Annotated in this window: 14 protein-coding genes; 2 read left to right on the forward strand and 12 right to left on the reverse strand. The window is 68.0% G+C overall.

Annotated features, from left to right (window positions below; genetic code table 11):
• The 5 genes from ACZ5VQ_RS48720 to ACZ5VQ_RS48740 all read right to left on the reverse strand — a co-directional run.
• Window positions 1-246: helix-turn-helix domain-containing protein (locus ACZ5VQ_RS48720; protein ID WP_469110657.1), on the reverse strand; the 246-nt coding region annotated here is incomplete at its 3' end.
• A gap of 513 nt (window positions 247-759) precedes the next feature.
• Window positions 760-1,698, reverse strand: coding sequence for a hypothetical protein (locus ACZ5VQ_RS48725; protein WP_469110658.1), 939 nt, complete (start codon window positions 1,696-1,698; stop codon window positions 760-762).
• A 341-nt stretch (window positions 1,699-2,039) separates the two neighbouring features.
• Complete coding sequence (locus ACZ5VQ_RS48730; protein WP_469110659.1) at window positions 2,040-2,480, reverse strand: Mov34/MPN/PAD-1 family protein; 441 nt, start codon at window positions 2,478-2,480, stop codon at window positions 2,040-2,042.
• Between the two features lie 8 nt (window positions 2,481-2,488).
• Complete coding sequence (locus ACZ5VQ_RS48735; protein ID WP_469110660.1) at window positions 2,489-3,907, reverse strand: ThiF family adenylyltransferase; 1,419 nt, start codon at window positions 3,905-3,907, stop codon at window positions 2,489-2,491.
• Window positions 3,908-4,038: 131 nt separating this feature from the next.
• Complete coding sequence (locus tag ACZ5VQ_RS48740; protein ID WP_469110661.1) at window positions 4,039-5,055, reverse strand: SMODS domain-containing nucleotidyltransferase; 1,017 nt, start codon at window positions 5,053-5,055, stop codon at window positions 4,039-4,041.
• Window positions 5,056-6,052: 997 nt separating this feature from the next.
• Between ACZ5VQ_RS48740 and ACZ5VQ_RS48745 the strand changes: the two genes are divergently transcribed.
• Together ACZ5VQ_RS48745 and ACZ5VQ_RS48750 are read left to right on the forward strand one after the other, a co-directional pair.
• The gene (locus ACZ5VQ_RS48745; RefSeq protein WP_469110662.1) at window positions 6,053-6,598 is read left to right on the forward strand and encodes a TetR/AcrR family transcriptional regulator; all 546 of its coding nucleotides are present in this window, start codon (window positions 6,053-6,055) and stop codon (window positions 6,596-6,598) included.
• 58 nt (window positions 6,599-6,656) lie between these two features.
• Entirely contained in the window at window positions 6,657-8,210 is a 1,554-nt protein-coding gene (locus ACZ5VQ_RS48750) for an MFS transporter (protein ID WP_469110663.1), read from the forward strand.
• A gap of 8 nt (window positions 8,211-8,218) precedes the next feature.
• Here the strand turns inward: ACZ5VQ_RS48750 and ACZ5VQ_RS48755 are convergent, their stop codons facing one another.
• The 7 genes from ACZ5VQ_RS48755 to ACZ5VQ_RS48785 all read right to left on the reverse strand — a co-directional run bounded on the left by ACZ5VQ_RS48755 (window position 8,219) and on the right by ACZ5VQ_RS48785 (window position 17,149).
• On the reverse strand, window positions 8,219-9,394 hold the full coding sequence (locus ACZ5VQ_RS48755; RefSeq protein WP_469110664.1) for an aminotransferase class V-fold PLP-dependent enzyme: 1,176 nt from the start codon (window positions 9,392-9,394) through the stop codon (window positions 8,219-8,221).
• A 464-nt stretch (window positions 9,395-9,858) separates the two neighbouring features.
• Complete coding sequence (locus tag ACZ5VQ_RS48760) at window positions 9,859-10,632, reverse strand: sugar phosphate isomerase/epimerase family protein (protein ID WP_469110665.1); 774 nt, start codon at window positions 10,630-10,632, stop codon at window positions 9,859-9,861.
• Window positions 10,629-12,623 carry a DUF2264 domain-containing protein gene (locus tag ACZ5VQ_RS48765; protein ID WP_469110666.1) on the reverse strand — a complete coding sequence of 665 codons (1,995 nt, stop codon included), beginning with the start codon at window positions 12,621-12,623 and terminating at the stop codon, window positions 10,629-10,631. The genes ACZ5VQ_RS48760 and ACZ5VQ_RS48765 overlap by 4 nt, the downstream gene beginning before the upstream one ends.
• 132 nt (window positions 12,624-12,755) lie before the next feature.
• Window positions 12,756-13,787 (reverse strand): hydroxyacid dehydrogenase, encoded by a 1,032-nt coding sequence (locus ACZ5VQ_RS48770; protein WP_469110667.1) that lies wholly within the window; start codon window positions 13,785-13,787, stop codon window positions 12,756-12,758.
• 52 nt (window positions 13,788-13,839) lie between these two features.
• The gene (locus ACZ5VQ_RS48775) at window positions 13,840-14,754 is read right to left on the reverse strand and encodes a carbohydrate ABC transporter permease (RefSeq protein ID WP_469110668.1); all 915 of its coding nucleotides are present in this window, start codon (window positions 14,752-14,754) and stop codon (window positions 13,840-13,842) included.
• Complete coding sequence (locus ACZ5VQ_RS48780; RefSeq protein ID WP_469110677.1) at window positions 14,751-15,707, reverse strand: carbohydrate ABC transporter permease; 957 nt, start codon at window positions 15,705-15,707, stop codon at window positions 14,751-14,753. Before ACZ5VQ_RS48780 ends, ACZ5VQ_RS48775 begins: the two co-directional genes overlap by 4 nt.
• A 104-nt stretch (window positions 15,708-15,811) precedes the next feature.
• A complete protein-coding gene (locus ACZ5VQ_RS48785; protein WP_469110669.1) occupies window positions 15,812-17,149 on the reverse strand; it encodes an ABC transporter substrate-binding protein in 1,338 nt (445 codons plus the stop codon).
• Window positions 17,150-17,243: the final 94 nt, after the last annotated feature.

Here is a 17,243-nt window from a genome sequence, read left to right on the forward strand (position 1 = left end):
GGGCGCGCGGGCGGCCAGGAGATCGATGACCGCGGTGGTGTAGGCGTGCGCGGTGCCGACCGAGATGCCGAACCCGGCGGCGATCTGCGCAAAGGGCTCGTGCTTGCGTAGGTACCACAGAGCGACCAGGGCACGCCGGTGCGGCGGGAGCTTGCAACGGCGATCACCCTCGCGGGTGACGATGAGCATCGTGACCCACTCGACCAGCGCGTGGGGCAGGTCGAGTGCGGCAGGTTGAGGGACCAACAGGGCTCCTGCGCCGATGGGTTGAGACTTCGAACACCTCCCTCAACGGCACGGGAGCCTTGTGCGTTGTGGCCACGGTTCCGGTCACCCGATCGGTGGCCATGCTGAAAGACCTCAATGACTCGAAGTCGCCGTCGCTCCATGCGAGCAGAGGTTCAAGTATTGGATTCTCAGGATCGGAGTGTGAGCTGGGCCGCGAGGTAATCGGCCCAACTGTCTTGTGCGTATCCGGCCCAGGCGTTGGCCGTGTTGATGTGGATGCCGAACAAGTCGCTCACGACAGCGGCCGGGTGCTCCGCCACATTTTCGATCACCGTGGTGACCAGTTCAACGTCTGCAAGGCCATGCCAGGGCCTGCAGGTTCTGATCAGCTCTGTCTTGTAGAGGCCGATCTAGGATCGTATAAACGCGTGGTTCCAGGGCGTCGCACACGGTGCCGATCGAAGCGTCGAGGAGGTGCACGGTGAACGCGAAAATCACGTGTTGCCGTTCAACCTGCCCGTGCGTCTTTCCCTAGTAGGCGTCGGGTCTCCGCCACGGGACAAGGTCGGCCTGCCGTCCCAACAAGTGTCCAAGGGCGAGGGCGATTTCGGTAGGGCCGTCAGTGAAGACCCAGCCACGCAGCGGGGTGCCTTGAGCCGCGAGCATCTCGGTCATCTTCCCCTGCCAGTGATGGTGGACGTATCGAATCAGCGACTCGTAGACGTCCCGTTGGTCGTGAACGTTGCCCGACCGCGTGGCGAAGACCAGAGCGCCCACGCAATGTTCTCCATCGGCCTGGGATCCGTTGAGAAGGTATTCATCGTGTCTGCCGTTACGAGCAGCAGCCAGTGCCTTCTCTCGAGTACCGGCAAGGTGTCCGGCCATCGGCAGGATGAGAGCCATCCGTCGAGCCGTGCTCCCCTCAGGTTGTTCGAATGTCAGCCACTCCGGTCCCTCGGTCTCCGGGTCGCGTACGAGCGCCTCGCGCAGTATCTCCATGTCTTTGGCATCGGGCTGACGAGTCAGACCGCTGTGTAGGCGGAGAGCTTCGAAGATCCCGACGCTGTCCTCGTGAGACTGCCTCATCAGCCTGAGCGAGGTGTGTCGCTGGTCTCGGAGCAGGTCACCCAGTCGGTAGGCATCGTGATGGCGCGCAGTGACATAGAGGGAAACGTTCTCGTACGGCTGCTCCGCCTCCAGAATCCGTGCCTGGATGACGCGCTGTGCGAAACGGACACGGTCGTGGGGGTTGCCGGAGTCTTGCTGTGCGCTCTCATTGTCGCGGCCGAGCAACTCGGAGACATTGACGGTAAAGCAACTCGGGTGCTGCTGCAGGGCGTCGGCTCGCAGCGCGCGCAGTCGCGTAACGTCCCAACCTCGTTCACTCACGATGACGACAATGCCGACGCCTTCCTTTCCGTGGAGCAGCGTTGCGCACACGACGAAGAGCAGCACGGCGGCAATTGCCACGGCCGCGAGCCACCAAAGGTGGCCTCCCACCCCTGGCACTGCTTGCGCGAGGTCGGGTAGCAAACCCACTGCGAGGCCAGCTGCCGCAGATGCCACAACGGTCAACAGCCCTTGCCCGGATGACAGGAACCGCAGCAACCAAGTCACTCTCTGCGACGCCACAAGCTCCCCAGTTCCCTGTATGCACTAGGCAAGCTTGTGCCCTGCGCGCTGTTGGTGTTCCGCCGAGGACACCAACAGCTCGAGCCTCCGTCCAGCCCAGAAGGTCGAAGAGACATCCGCACAGACACACCTCGATAGTCGCATCCACGCACGCTGACATCGCCTAACCCCTCGTCAGGTCAGTGGTGGATTCTAATCGGACACAGGTGCCCCCTGGTAGCAGAGCGTGCTTCGATCGTGTCGTCACTGCGGTGGACCAGCAACAGCAGCGGCTGGCTGTATCGGCGGGAGGCGTTGCAGATGGATTGCTCGTCCTGGCTGCTTGGGCCGCATCGTGCGGGATGGGTGTGCCAGTCTCCGACGTAGCCGAGCCAGGGGTGGTCCAGGTCCGCGAGCGCCCGGTCGAGCGCGTCCTGCGCTGGGTGTTCCACTCGCGTCCAGGACGACGTCGTCGCATCCGGGTCTGGCACCTCGATGGCGTAGCGGGCCACGATGGTGTCGTCCTCCCACCACCCGAGCAACAGACCTCCCGTCTCAGTGTGTCCAGCGGCAGACGCGGCTTCTCGAATGACTTCCAGAGCGCTGGAAAAGAGGAGGGCTTCCAGGTGACGCTGCTTCACTTCACCACCTAGTCATGTGCCACGGGCCCCGCGAGCACCAGCCCAGTGTGGGTGAACGGCTCCTCTGGTTGAGGCCGGCTCACAAACGCGACTGAGATCGGGAGCTCGCAGTGTCCTGCCAACTCGTCGAGCACTACGCAGCAAGCCAACTCGGCAGCAGCGACGACAGCTGTTGCCGGGGTACGCGAAACAGGACTCCCACAGCCGTTCTCTCGCAGCTCGTTCTGACCGTCGAGAGCGGGCAACGGGGGGAGGAAAGTTTCTATACCCCGTGCCGGAAGTCGATCGACGCGCACGACATCTCCGTCGCGTTGCGCACAGACCGTCACAACCGCCTTCTCCTCGCCGGCTCCGGTGGTATTCGCAGCGAATGCGAGCATGCTCGTAGCGCGCGCGCTTCCTGTCGCGTCCACAACGATTCGGTGGTCCTGGACCAACAGTTTGGCCTCATCGGCCGAGGTCATTGCCCTTGTCAGAGGTCGCACTGCGTTGATCGCCGGGTCGATGGCCAAGAGGCAGCTTCGGACGGCGTCTGTCTTCCAGGCGCCGACCTGTTCGAGGCCAGCGAGGTGTCGTACGACGTTGCCGGGGCGCAGTCGTTCATGATCAATAAGGGTGAGGCGCCGGGCCCCCGCGCGAAAGAGCAGGGCGGCTGTGAACGATCCGATGGCGCCGCATCCGACGATGGCGATGGGTACGTCTGCGAGTTGTGGCGCCATCGTGCCGGCCCGCATCTGGCGTGTGGAATTGCTGGTGTCCGCGCTCTCGCAGGCCCGCACCTTGATCCCATCGGCCGCGTACTTCACCGTCAGGGCAAGGACCGACTGCTGGTCACCGCGTTGGTAGCGGAGCAGTACCAGGTTCACCGAGCCTGCTGCGATGAGTTGCTCTACCGAAGCCGCACGCTCCCCGAGCACTTCGTGAATATCAGCCCAGGACCGGACAGGTCTGTGTATCTGCCCCAGATTCTCCACCCACGCGAGCTGCCTGTCTGCTCGTCTGAATCCAGGGCGCCCTGCCTGTTTCTTCAATTGGTGCGGGGTGTTCCAGATCTCTACAGTGCCGCTCGTGGAGCGTTGGCGGGTGCGCACAGCGTGGCCTTCGAGACGAGCCAAGTTCTCGGCGTCGTAGAGCACGAACGTCGTTAGGTCGGCTTCGAGATACCGCTCAAGATCGCAAACGTTGTCTCCTGGCCACCCAGACGCTGTCTGCTCCAGCCAGCCTGCGATTCGGGACAGCAACCGGTCGGGTTCCGTCCAGGGTGCTGTGTCGGCCGGCCATACGTCGTCCCACAAGCACAAGTTGCCGGAGACTCCAGGACGAGCTGCACGGTCGATGTGAAAGGTGACCTTCAGTTGCGCGCCCGGGTCAAGAAGTCGGACCTGCGGTGGATAGAAAGGGAAGCGTTCATCGACTTCGATCTCCACGCGCGCTCGGGCTTCGGCACCACCAGGGCGACTCCAGGGAACAGGTCCACGCAGACGTACACCGTCGTCGGTGAAACCATGCGCTACCAAACCCTCGCGGAGCAGGTCAGCATCCCAGCCATCGGCCCCGCTCACGCGTAGCGGTCCGGTCCCGCCGGGACTGCCGGCGCGCCCTTGATGACACTCCTGTTCTTGGTCGTACCGTCCGCGTTGCAATAGTCGGGCAGAGGAAAGACATCCTCCGGGGCCTCGGTGTTCTGGGTCGTACCCAGAAGTTGACGCCACTTCACAGCTGCCACGCACCGATCTTCTTCGCCAAGTGCCGCCTCGGCGAGATCTGCGGCCTTCGCCATCTGGTCCGCAGCCGCCTCGATCTGCTCTGCCGTGGCCTTCGTCCTGATCGTCTTATCGGGCAATGTGGGATCGACCGGTCCTTCATCCACATGCTCGGGCAGCATGTCGGCGATCCGTCGCAGGATGCAGGCCAGGTATGCGGCGACCGTCCGCTCGTCCGGGTGCAACTCCTGGAAGGCGTGGTAGGCCAGGACCTCGAAGTAGTAGCCACCCGGCTGGTCATCGACCCATGTACGGCGCACCTGACGGACGAGTTTGACGATCGGGACGTAGACACCGCTGTCTTCATCGTCGTCATACAGAAGGAACGACTTGTTCGCCGCGGTCGTCAGCTCCGTCATCTTGGTCGGATTGGTCTCCAACCACCGCGCCCGGCCGTCTTCCTCGATCCGCTGAGGAATTTCCCAGTGATCTCCACACGGTCGTGCGATCACCACGTCCACCGACAGGTCGTAGTGGGGGAAGTCGACCTTGACCGAGCGATGCTGTCGCTCCACGTCTCCCGGGAACGCCACCTCAAGAATCTCGGCAACGTGATCAAGAATTGCCCCTGGTCTGAGAGAACCGTCGGCTTTGGTGAGCCGTGCGAAGACGTCGACGTCCTTCACCCGCCTGATGGAGACGTGCCGCTTGTACGACCCGATGAGCAACGGATCGACCCCAAAGCCACGAAGGCGTTCGTCACCCTCCAGTGCTGCCGATACCTGCGCGTGCGCGTCTTGCGCGTGAGCGGCGTCCTCATCTGGCTCGACAGCGCCAAGGGCCTCTCCGAATTGGGTGGGAAGCGCCGCCATCCCTGGTCCTCTCTCCCAGTGGTGCGCCACTTCCGGTAGATGGTTCAGCCGCGAAGCGACACCGGCCCGTTGCGCCCTAGCTCGGCCCCGTGCCGAACACGCACCACATCGTTCCCAAGAGGCTACGCCTCACCACTGACAAGCCCGGCCAATGACGGCCCACCGCCCCTTCGGCGCCCAGGGCCGCATGGCAGTCGTGCGGAGATCCACGGCACCCAGCAGCCCATGGGGCCCATCACTTCAAGCGAGGTCAACAAGACGGACACGTCCCTCGGCAACCAGCCGCTCGATCAACTCCTGCGCCTTCGCCTGTTGAGCAAGTGCGACCGGCCGTTCGCAGTAAGACGTCCGGCTGCGCCTTCGACTCGTGGCCTCGCGCCGTCCTCCCCCTTTCGCCGGCGCCGCAGGTCCGGCGGGCACCCAGTGAACACCGACGTCCGCGAACGCCGGGTCGTCGGGATGATGACCATGCCGAAGGTAGAACCGGCCTGCCGCAGTGACCTCGATACGCACGTCACCGCCACCGCGGCTGACAGTCAGGAGTCCGCGATCACGCAGGGCATAAGCTCAGCGCCATTCACCGGGCGCCCAGGCTCCTCTCCCGCCGCGAGCCGTTCGAGAAGCACGCGTTGCCGTTCGTTCAAGGCCGACCACCGATGCACGAACACAAGGCCACACCGCACCGCACGCTCTACATAGAGCCGAAAGAGTGACAGCGGGCGGTGGGAGTCTCCTGGGACTTTTCTGGGACTTCCGGCTGCATCAACAGGCATGAGCGTGAAACAACCGAAAGGCCGTTCACGCAGGTCAGCAGCCCGAGCCATCCATCGCGGCAGGTCACGGGGCTCACTGGTCTCTTCCGCGACATCTGACCGGACGGCCGGCCGACCTGGGGGCCCTTGCTGACCAGCACGCATACTGGTCGGCAAGGGCCCTCAGTAGTATGCCGACTCCCCCACCTGCGTAACTGTACCTTCCGGATGGTACAGTTACGACCATGCGACCGAGCTCTCGAACCCAGATCCTGGATGCCGCGATCCGTGTGACCGAGAAAGAGGGGATCACGAGCCTGACCCTGGAGTCCGTGGCCGTGGAGGCCGGGCTCACCAAGGGCGGTCTGCTGTACCACTTCCGTACCCGGGAGGAGCTGCTGCTGGCGATCCAGCGGTATCTGACCGAGGGATGGGAGAAGCAGCTGGAGGCGAGGCTCGGGAAGGCCTTCGCGGAGGCCACGGCGACCGAGCGGGCGATCGCCTACACGCTGATGGACATGGAGAGCGAGCCACGCAAGGCGGACCTGGCGTTCATGGTCGAGTCGGCGTCCGACCCGGAGCTGGCACAGGTGTGGAACTCGCTGGTGGACCGGTGGGTGCCGGTGCCCTCCGAGCCCGATCCGGCGCAACTGGAGCTGTTCCTGGCCCGGATGGCCGCGGACGGGCTGTGGCTGTTCGAGGCGACCACCGGGACGAAACTCACGCCCGCGGTGAAGGATGCCCTGCGGCAGCGGATCGCCGCGCTCACCGAATCGGCCTCCACGCCGTGACCCACAGGCTCGGCGCCCTTCCGGCGCACCGTCGAATCCAGAAGATCCGGGGTACGAGATGAGCAAGGCACGACGCTGGTGGGTCCTGTTGACCGTCTCGGCAGGGCTGTTGCTGATTTCGGTGGACATGACGGTGCTCTACACCGCCCTGCCCACCCTGACAGGCGACCTGCACGCCGACGCCTCGCAGAAGCTCTGGATCATCAACGCCTATCCGCTGGTGTCGGCCGGCCTGCTGCTGGGCACCGGCACGCTGGGCGACCGGGTGGGACACAAGCGGCTCTTCCTGGCCGGCCTGGTCATCTTCGGGGCGGCGTCGACGATGGCCGCCTTCGCCCCCTCCCCCGGGATGCTGATCGCCGCGCGCGCCTTCCTGGCGGTGGGTGCGGCGACGATGATGCCCTCGACGCTGGCGCTGATCCGGCTCACCTTCGAGGACGAGCGGGAACGCGGGGTGGCGATCGGCATCTGGGGCACGACGTCGGTGGTCGGCACGGCGCTCGGACCGGTTCTCGGCGGCTTCCTGCTGGAGCACTTCTGGTGGGGTTCGGTGTTCCTGGTCAACGTGCCCGTCGTCCTGCTCGCCCTGGTCGCGGCGGTGTTCCTCGCGCCGGGCGGATCCGGCCGCGCCGACCGGCCCTGGGACCCGGTCGCCTCCGTGTACGTCATGGCCGGCCTCGTCGGTCTGGTGTACGCGATCAAGGAGACCACCAGGCCCGATCCCGCACCCCTGCACATAGTCGGTGCACTGCTGGTGTCCTTCCTCGGCTTCCGGGCCTTCCTGAGCCGCCAGCGCACCCAGGCCTACCCCCTGATCGACTTCGCGCTCTTCCGCAACCGGCCCCTGCTCGTCGGCGTGCTCGGCGCCGGGCTCGCGATGTTCGCCACCGCGGGCATCCAACTCGTCCTGGCCCAGCGCCTCCAGCTGGTCATCGGCCACACCCCGCTCAGCGCGGGCCTGCTCGTGGCCGCGTGCGCGCTGGGCGCCCTGGTGGCCGGGGTCGTCGTCGGCGGCCTGGTCCACCGGATCAGCGTGCGCACGCTGATCGGCGGCGGCCTCTCCACAAGCGCACTGGGCATCCTGCTCACGCTCCTGCTCACCCCGGGCGCGGTCCCCCTCCTCGACTCCGCCCAAAGCTCCGGCTGGGTCGTCCCCGGCCTCATCCTGGCCGGCGCGGGTCTGGGTACCACGATGACCGCCGCCTCCGCCGCGATCATCGGCGGCGCCCCACCCCACCGGGCCGGTATGGCCTCCTCGGTGGAGGAGGTCTCGTACGAACTGGGCAGCCTCACCGGTGTCGCCGTCCTCGGCAGTGTGCTGACGGCGGTCTACACCGGCACGGTCACCCTGCCCGCGGGCACCCCCGACACCGCGGCCGACAGCCTGGACGAGGCCCGCGCCACCGCCGACCACCTGCCCGCCGAACAGGGCCGCCCCCTGCTGGACGCCGCCACTTCCGCCTTCGACAACGGCTACAACGCGACCCTGGTCATAGCCACCGCCCTCCTGGCCGCCGGCTCCCTCTTCACCTACCGCTACCTGAGCCGCGTCCCCAAGCCCACCACCATCACCACGGAACCCACCGAGCCGGCCCTGGACTCCTCCCCCTGACCCGGCGGCTAGCGCGTGGCCAACCCGGCGAACACCTCGACGGCGCGGTCGAGTTCGTCCTCGGTGTTGTAGTAGTGCGGCGACAGCCGCACCAACGGATGGACGCCCCGGTCCTCGGTGTCGAACTGGGTGTGCGCCGCCACGGTGGTGGTGACATTGACGCCGTGCCCAGCAAGTGCGGCAGCGACATCCGCGGTGGCCACGCCATCGACCTTGGCGGTCACGATCGCGCACCGCTCCCGGCCGAGGTCGTACGTCGTCACGCCGGGCACGGCGTCCAAACGCTCACGCAAGCGGGCGCCGAGCTCGAAGGCACGCCGGCCAATGCCCTCCATACCGATCTCCAGAGCCTGCTCGACGGCGGCGCTCAGGCCGAGCACGTTGGCGTAACTCACCTCCCAGGTCTCGAAGCGCCGGGCGCCGTCGCGCCAGGTGAAGTCGCGCTTCCCGTCCCAGGTGGCGGAGGCGATCTCGCTGACGTACGGCTCCAGGTGGTCCAGCGCTTCGCGGCGCACCCAGAGAAATCCCGTTCCGCGAGGGCCGCGCAGGAACTTCCTGCCCGTGGCGGTGAGCATGTCGCATCCGAGTTCGGCGACATCGACCGGGAACTGGCCGACGGACTGGGTGGCATCGAGCAGGAAGGGCACACCCGCGGCCCGGCTGATGCGACCGATCTCGGCCGCGGGGTTGACCAGGCCGCCGCTGGTGGGGACATGGCTGACACCGACCAGCCTGGTCCGGTCGTCGATCAGCTCCGCCAGGGCCGCGGTGTCGAGCTGCCCGGACGCGTCGTTGGGGACGACGACGACCTCGGCGCCGGTACGCCGGGCGATCTGCAGATAGGCGAGGACGTTGCTTCCGTACTCGGCCCGCCCGGTGAGGATGCGGTCGCCGGGCGCGAACGTCATGGAGTAGAACGCGGCGTTCCAGGCGTGCGTGGAGTTGTCGAACAGCGCGACCTCGTCGGGGCGGCCCCCGATGAGCCGGGCGATGTTCGCGTACGTGGCGTCGATCCGGCCCCGTTCCCGGTCCGCGGCCTCGTACCCGCCAATGGCGGCCTCCAGCTCCAGATGGGCCGTCATGTCCCGAAGGGTCCTCCGCGACAGGAGCGCGGCGCCCGCGTTGTTCAGGTGAACCCTGTTCGCGGTGCCCGGGGTGTCCCGGCGGATCGCTTCGATGTCCATTCCTGTGCCCCATCTCTACGGTCGGACGCCTCTGCCTTCCCTTCCCACCCACCCAAGCCGACACGCGGGGCTCCGCCCGGCTTCTGGGTTCGGTACGGGTTCGTTTGGACTGGTCGCGCAGATCCCCGCGCCCCAAAAAACACCGGTTGCCGCCGAGGCCGGTTCACCACGTACCGGCCGTCGTGGCTTGTGTGCGCGGTTCCTCGCGCCCCTGAAAGACTGCGCAGTTCCCCGCGCCCCCAAGGGGGCACACTGCCCGAGGGGACGTGGCGGGATGTGTGTCCGCAGCTTACGAGGACACCAGTTGGCGGCCACCGTGCGACAACCGCGCCTTACGTCACCGGCTGCGGACACACATCCCGACGCGGCCCCGCACCCAGGAGACAAGCCTCAGCCCGCACCCACCCAGGGGCGCGGGGAACTGCGCACCCAGCCACAGCGCAGCCGCACCCGAAAACGAACCCCTACCTACTCCCCCACCCCCGAAGCGTCGAAGCCTCCCGCGCAAGGAGCTTCTCGTCATCCCCCGGCACGAACTCCAGAAGGACATCCAACGGCCCGCCACCACCCCCCGCCCGCAGCCGAGCCAGAACCCCACCCCACAACTCGGCCCGCGCGGAGAGCGGAAGCCGAGTCGTCCCGGGCCACCACGAGAACGCATGCACAGCGGCAACCCGGTCGATCACCGCGTCGAGACCGAGAAGCGCATCCGAGTCGGGCACGTCGAGCGGCGGCTGCCAATAGGTGAGGACGTCAGGACGCCCCACCTCCTCCAACAACCGCAGGGCACGACCCGCACCATCGGTGAGCGTGTCGCGGTGGAACTCGTAAGCGAGATACACACCCGCATCGGCCGCAAGCTCCGCCGCACGCCGAGTGTCCTCGACAACAGCCGCCCGCTCCTCCGGCGACGCCTCCTCCGTCCCGGTCACCCCCGCCCAGATGCGAATACGTGCCGCCCCGAGCAGCACAGCGGAGCGAAGGACCCCGTCGAACTCCGAGGGGTCGCTGCGCCCGGCGCGGTAGTACGAGCCGTACGAGGCCACCGCGAGCCCCGCGTCCTCGGTGGCGCCGCGAACCCGGACGGCCGCGGCCTCGTCACCCGCCGGCACGTGGACGTCGGCACCCCACTCGACACACTCCAGCCCCGCCTCGACCGCGGCAGCGAGAACCCCGGCCACATCAAGGTGCCGCAGGGTGACGGAACACAGCCCGAGCCGAGGCGACACCCGGCTCACGCAGACTCCTCGGTGACAGAGAGGCCGCCCACACCACCCGCACCACCCACACCACCCACACCGAAGTCCACGACCGTACGAACCCCGTCACCCCAACGAACAGCAACAACAGGCCCACTCACCTCGACACCGACCTGCCCGGCAAGCGGCGCCGCATCGGCTTCCCCGGTGAGGGAAGCCAGCGCAACAAACACCGCCCCCGCAGCCTCCGACTCCGCATCCGCGCCCGCGCCCGCCCCGACAACCCCGGTGAGTTCGGGAACAAGAGCCCAGGGCCCAAACGCCGTACCCTGCGGAGCCCGCACCACGCACCGCGTCTCCCAGCCGTACAGCCCGACCAGTTGGCTCGTCACCTCCAACCCCTGGAGCCGTACCTCCGAGCCCTGTTGGACCTCGGGGACGGTCCCCGGCGGCAGCGCAACGGCCCAACCGCTGTGATGGACCGGCGTCCCCACCGGCACACCGACCGTGCGATGCACACGCAGTTCGAGCCTGCCGCGGGCCAGCGTCAGACTCTCGATCCGCGCCGACGGAAGCACGGGCCCGCCTGCCGGGAAGACCGGCCGATGCCACGAGGCGACCCAGTCACGCCCGGCACCCAGCGGATGAATACGTACACGTGCACTCCGCAAGCCACGGGCCGACAGCGCGATGTGGTTGTCGGCAGCGTTGGCCGCGCTGGTCGGACCGGTACGGGTGGAGTACGCGAGCCGCGCGTACAACGGGTTGCCCGGGGCCCGCTCCGGCTCCCGCGAGTCGAGCTTGTAACTGCCGTGGTTGTGCAGGCGCGACAGGCCGTCCCCGCCCGTGGTCTGGACGAGCAGCCCGGACGCGGGAAGAGCGAGCACACGGTCGGCCCCCTCGACCGGCGCCGAATCCTCCGTGGCCGTCCACACCGGATCCTCGGCCGGGATCAACAGCGAGAGGAACCCCTTGGAGGCCCAGTACGGGGACCCGGGCCCGGAGTACCGCTGAAGAGTCGCCTCGTGCGGCCCGTACCAGCCGAGCCCAAGGAGCCCGTCCGCGGTCGGCGCACCCCGGTCGACAAAGTGGCGCAGCCCCCCGCTGAGGATGCGGCGGGTGACGCCCGGGTCGAGCGGAGTCTCACCGGTGAGCGCACCGAGCGCCACGGCGGTGACGGCCGCGAAGCGGTACGTCAGCGAGCGCCCGTGGTGAATCGGCGCACCGTTCGCGTCGAAGAGCAGCGCGAACCCGTCCAGGAACTGCCGCAGCCGCGGGCCGAGTCGGTCGAGCAGCACGCGGTCGCCCGTGAGGTGGGCGTGCAGCAGCGGATAGAAGTGGAGGGCCCAGCCGTTGTAGTGGTCGAAGGAGCGGCCGTCGCCGTCGGAGTACCAGCCCTGGCCCCGGTACCAGCCGTCCAGCAGGCCGAGCGCCCGGTCGATCGCCCCGCGTGTCTCGGCGTCGCCCCGCCCCACGGACTCCAGGAATCCGGCCACGGTCAGTGGGAAGAGGTACCAGTTGTTGGGGGCGGGCGTGTGCCGCAGCGCGCCGCGCAGCCACTGCTCGACGCGGTCCTGGTCGGCGGCCGGGAGGGTGTCCCAGGTCCAGGGCGTGGTGAGCCGCAGGGCCAGCGCCACGGAGGCCGACTCCACCATGGGCTGGCCCTGGATGCCGTGATGGCCGATCTCGGGCCAGGACTCGGCGTCGTCGCGGCCGGGCGAACGGGTGCCGCGTGCGAGGCCGGCGGTGTAGCGCTCCAGGAATCCGTGCGGGTCCTTGCCCGACGCCCCGGCGGTGCGGAACGCGGCGAGCAGGAACGTACGGGCGAACCCTTCGAGACCGTCGGAGCGCACGCCCGACTGCGAGGGCGGGCCGGGCAGGTCGATCAGGGCGTGGCCGGGGGTTGCGTAGCGCAGGGCGGCGGCCAGCAGCCGGTCGCCGGTGGCTTCCCAGTGGGCGCGGGTGTAGCCGGTGTGCGGGCTGAGGGTGCGGTCTTCCTCGGGGGCAGCGGGCAGCGGGTGTTCAGGCATGGGAGGGGCCATGTCTCCTGTTCGTTCCGTCGGTTTCCGAGAGTCCGTCACGGCGGTTTCCGAAGGTTCGTTCCGCCGGCTTCGAAGGGTCGGCTCCGGTGTTATCGAAAGCGGCTGCGATGGTGGTCGGCGTCAGGCGAGGCGGGCCAGGTGTTCGGGCCGGACGGCGTGGGCGAAGGGGCGGCCGAGGGCGTACGACTCGATCTCGGCCAGTGCCAGGTCGGCGAGGCGGCGCAGTTCGCCGCCCTTGGAGCCGGCGATGTGCGGGGTGATGAGGACGTTCGGGCAGTCCCACAGCGGTGAGTCGGCGGGCAGAACCTCCGGCTCGGTGACGTCCAGGACCGCGTTGATCCGCCCCGACACCACCTCACCGGTGAGAGCGGTCTGGTCGATGACCGCGCCGCGCGCGGTGTTGATCAGCGTGGCGCCCGTGCGGAGCCGGCCCAGCAGCTCGCGGCCGACCAGGCCGCGGGTCTCGGGCAGCAGCGGTGTGTGCACGCTGAGGACGTCGCTGACCGCGAACAGATCGGGCAGGGAGACCGGCTCCGCCCCGAGATCGCGTGCCTCGGTGTCCGTGACGAAGGGGTCGTGGAGCAGCACGTTCAGGTCATGCGGGCGGAGCAGGTCGATGACACGGCGTCCGATGACCGAGGCGCTCAGGATGCCCACGGTCCTGCGGTAGTTGCCCGCGTCGGGGTGACGTGCGTTCCAGTCGATGCGCCGGCGCTCGGTGCGGTAGGTCCGGGCGGTGTCGAGGACGTGTTTGTTGGCGAGCAGGATCATGGCGAGGGTGTACTCGGCGACCGGCACGGCGTTGGCCGCGGCGGCGGAGGACACGGTGAGGCCGCGCTCCCAGCAGGCGGCGGTGATGTGGTGGCGTACGGTCCCGGCGGTGTGCACGACGGCGCGCAGCCGGGGTGCGGCGTCGAGTACCGCCGCGTCGATGGGCGGGCAGCCCCAGCCGGTGACGAGCAACTCGGCGTCGGCGAGCGCACGGTGGGCGGCGGGGGTGGTGAGGTCGTCCAGGACGAGCTGCGGGTCGATGTCGGTGAGGGCGGCCAGCCGGGCCCGTACATCCGGGTCGAGGACCTGTTCCGCGGTCCTGGCTGCCATGGCGAGCACGGCACGCGGGCGGGGACGGGGCCGGAGGTCGGGGTGGGTCACTTGGCGCTCCTACGGGTCAACTGGGGCTCCTTGCACATCACTTGACGGTGCATCACTTGCCGCTTCCGGCGGTCAGGCCGGACTTCCAGTAACGCTGCAGCGTGACGAACGCGACGATCAGCGGCACGACGGCGAGCAGCGAGCCGATGACGACGAGCGGGTAGTACTCGGGCGAGACGGTGGCGGAGCTGTTCCAGGTGTAGAGCCCGAGGCTCAGCGGATACAGGTGCTGGTCGGAGAGCATCACCATCGGCAGGAAGAAGTTGTTCCAGATGGCGGTGAGCTGGAACAGGAAGACGGTGACGAATCCGGGGCCGAGCATGCGCAGACTGACGCGTATGTACGTCTGCAGTTCGCCGGCGCCGTCCACGCGGGACGCCTCCAGTACCTCGTTGGGTACGTAGCCGCTGCTGAGCAGGCGGGCGAGGTAGACGCCGAAGGGGTTGAACAGGACGGGGACGAAGACCGCCCAGAAGGTGTTGACCAGGCCGATCTCGGAGGCCACCAGATAGAGCGGGAGGGCGAGCACGGTCTGCGGGACCATGACGCCGGTGAGGACGAGACCGAACAGCTTCTCCTTGTGCCGGAACTCGTACTTGTCGAAGGCGTATCCGGCGGAGACGCTGATGAGGGAACCGACCAGGGCGCCGCCGACCGCGTACAGCAGGCTGTTGAGGTACCACTCGCCGTAGAGGCCGCCGTCCATGGCGAAGAGGTCGGAGAGGTTGCGGGAGAGGGAGAAGTCGCCGAGGGAGAAGATGTCGCTGCCGAAGAGGGCGTCGGCGTTCTTGGTGGACGCGAACAGCAGCCACAGGGCGGGCAGCATCGTGTAGAGGGCGGCGATCAGGACGACGGCGTTGGCGACGCCGCGGCTGGTGAGTCCGGACCTGCCGAAGGGGCGGCCGAGCGGCTTGGTGGGCGGCCCGTCGGCCGGGGCCGTGGGGGTGACGGGAGTCGTCGTGGTCATTTCGCGCTCCGTTCCCGGCGGCCGGCCCAGCGTGTGACCGCGAACGACAGGGCGCAGGTGACGACGAGGAGGATGACGGAGGCCGCGGAGGCGAGTCCGTAGTTGTTGCGGCGGAAGGCCGCGTCGTAGATGTACATGTTCGGTGTGAAGCGGGAGTTGACCATCGGCGTCGCCTGGTTCATCAGCATGGGCTCGGTGAACAGCTGCAGGGCGCCGATGAGGGAGAACATGCACACCATGAGGACGGATCCCCGGATGATGGGGATCTTGACCTGGAACGCGGTGCGGATGCCTCCGGCCCCGTCGATCCGGGCCGCTTCCAGCACCTCGCGCGGCAGCGCCTGGAGGGCGGCGTAGAAGATCACCATGTTGTAGCCGAGGCCGCTCCACAGGGCGATGTTGACGATCGACGGGAGCACGGTGTGCAGGCCCAGGAAGTCGATGGTGATGTCGGCCTCGGCGAAGAGCTTGATGACCGGGCTGAGCCCGGGTGTGTAGAGGTACAGCCAGATGACCGCCGCGATGATGCCGGGCACGGCGTGCGGCAGGTAGAGCAGCATCTGCGCGGTGCGCCGCAGCCGGATCAGTCCGGAGTCGAGCAGCAGGGCGAGGCCCAGGGAACCGGCGACGACGAGCGGGACGAAGATCACGCAGTACAGGGCGATGGAGCCGAAGCCGGAGACGAAGCTCGGGTCCTGCAGCACGGCGAGGTAGCTGCGCAGTCCGGTGAAGACGGTGCGGCCGCCGCCGAAGCCGAGCCCGTCGTGGTCCTCGGAGAAGAAGCTGAGGTAGACGGCATAGCCGACGGGGACGAGGAACACGGCGACGAGCAGCGCCGTGAACGGGGCGAGGAGCGTGACGTAGGCGAACCTCTGCTGTCGGCGTCCGGCTCTGCGGGTGCGGGCGGGGTCCGCCGGTGGCGGTGTGGTCCCCGTCCGTTTTCTGGGAGTCATCACTGTGCTCACGGATGCACCTCGGATCCAACCTGATGTGCGGCTCTGGAGGGGTGGTGTGCGGGGGCGTGGTGTGGCGCGGCGGGTTGCGGCACGGCTGCCGGTCAGCGGGTGGTGACCGACAGGCCGAGGCTCTTCAGGTCGGGCAGGGTTTTGCTCTGTGCCTCCCGGAGGGCCTCCAGGATGGTTCCGCTGCCGACTCCGGCCCGCGCGAGGCCGTCGTCGCCGGAGCTGATCGTCGAGACCATGCGCGGCCCCCACTTCCAGCGGGTGGAGATCAGCTCGGCCTCCCGCTGGAAGAGGGAGAAGATGTCCTGGCCGCCGTAGTAGCTGGTGTCCATCTCCTTGCGGGCGACCGGGACCAGGTCGGGCACGGTCGGATACGCGCTGCTGACACCGCTGGCGAGCTTGGCCTTCAGCGCGTCCGGGCTGGTGACCATCCAGGTGATGAACTCCAGGGCTTCCTCGGGGTGTTTGCTGTCCTTGGTGACCATGAAGGTCGAGCCGCCCTGGGTGCCCAGGGACGGCTTCCTCGGGTCCCACTGCGGGGAGGGGGCGATGGCCCACTTGCCCTTGCCTCCCGGGGTGGAGGCCATCATCGAGCCCGCCGCCCAGGCGCCCGCCAGCCAGCCGGCCGTCTCACCGCTCTGCAGATGCGCCCGCCACTGCTGACTGGACGAGGGCTCGACACGCACCAGGTCGTCGTCCACCAGGCGCTGCCAGTACGCGGCGACCTTGCGGGTGGGGGCGTCGTCCATGGAGACGGTCCAGGACTTGTCCGAGGTGTCGTACCACTGGGCGCCGGCCTGCCAGCTGAGGCCGGCCATGGCGAGCGTGCCGCCGGTCGTGAAGAGAGAGGCGATACGGGAGTCCGGCCTGGCCTTCTTCAGCCTGCGGGCCGAACTCTCGAACTCCGCCCAGGTCCTGGGGACGGGGATGCCGTACTTGGTGAACAGGTCCTTGCGGTAGAGGAAGACCATCGGCTCGATGTCGACCGGCAGGGCGTAGGTGCGCCCCTCGAACGTGGTCAGGTCCATCGCCTGCGGGAGGATCTTGCGGCGCACCGAGTCGGGCAGCATGTCCGTGATGTCGCGGGGCACACCGTCGATGGCGTAGCTGGGCAGCTGGGGATACTCGATGGTGGCGACGTCGGGGGCGTTGCCCGCCCGTGCGGCGTTGCTGAGTTTGGCCCAGCCGCCCTGGTCGCCCGAGGGGACCTGCTCGAAGTCGACCTTGATCCTGGTGTGGGTGCGGTTGTACTCGTCCACGACCTCCTGGCTGCCGCGCAGCGCCGACCAGAAGGTGACGTGCACCGGCCCGTCTCCGGCACTGTCCCCCTTCCCGCCGCCGGAGCAGCCCGCCACCAGCAGCATGGCGAAGATCGTGAGCAGTGCCGTCACGGCCGCACCTGAGCGTCTGACTGCTGGGCGTTGACCAGGCATGGGCCCTCCCGCGTCGTTGCTGGGTCATGGGCATCCTCAGCGTCAGACGAAAAAGGCGTCAATACATCGAACAGAAGAAACTAAAGCGGTCAAA

It is taken from the genome of Streptomyces sp. NPDC033178, assembly GCF_055577685.1.

Coding starts and splice junctions, on each gene's coding strand:
- ACZ5VQ_RS48740 (WP_469110661.1), bottom strand. CDS start 5,055: ATGGCGGCGCTTCCCACCCAATTCGGAGAGGCCCTTGGCGCTGTCGAG.
- ACZ5VQ_RS48745 (WP_469110662.1), top strand. CDS start 6,053: ATGCGACCGAGCTCTCGAACCCAGATCCTGGATGCCGCGATCCGTGTG.
- ACZ5VQ_RS48750 (WP_469110663.1), top strand. CDS start 6,657: ATGAGCAAGGCACGACGCTGGTGGGTCCTGTTGACCGTCTCGGCAGGG.
- ACZ5VQ_RS48755 (WP_469110664.1), bottom strand. CDS start 9,394: ATGGACATCGAAGCGATCCGCCGGGACACCCCGGGCACCGCGAACAGG.
- ACZ5VQ_RS48765 (WP_469110666.1), bottom strand. CDS start 12,623: ATGCCTGAACACCCGCTGCCCGCTGCCCCCGAGGAAGACCGCACCCTC.
- ACZ5VQ_RS48775 (WP_469110668.1), bottom strand. CDS start 14,754: ATGACCACGACGACTCCCGTCACCCCCACGGCCCCGGCCGACGGGCCG.
- ACZ5VQ_RS48780 (WP_469110677.1), bottom strand. CDS start 15,707: ATGACTCCCAGAAAACGGACGGGGACCACACCGCCACCGGCGGACCCC.
- ACZ5VQ_RS48785 (WP_469110669.1), bottom strand. CDS start 17,149: ATGCCTGGTCAACGCCCAGCAGTCAGACGCTCAGGTGCGGCCGTGACG.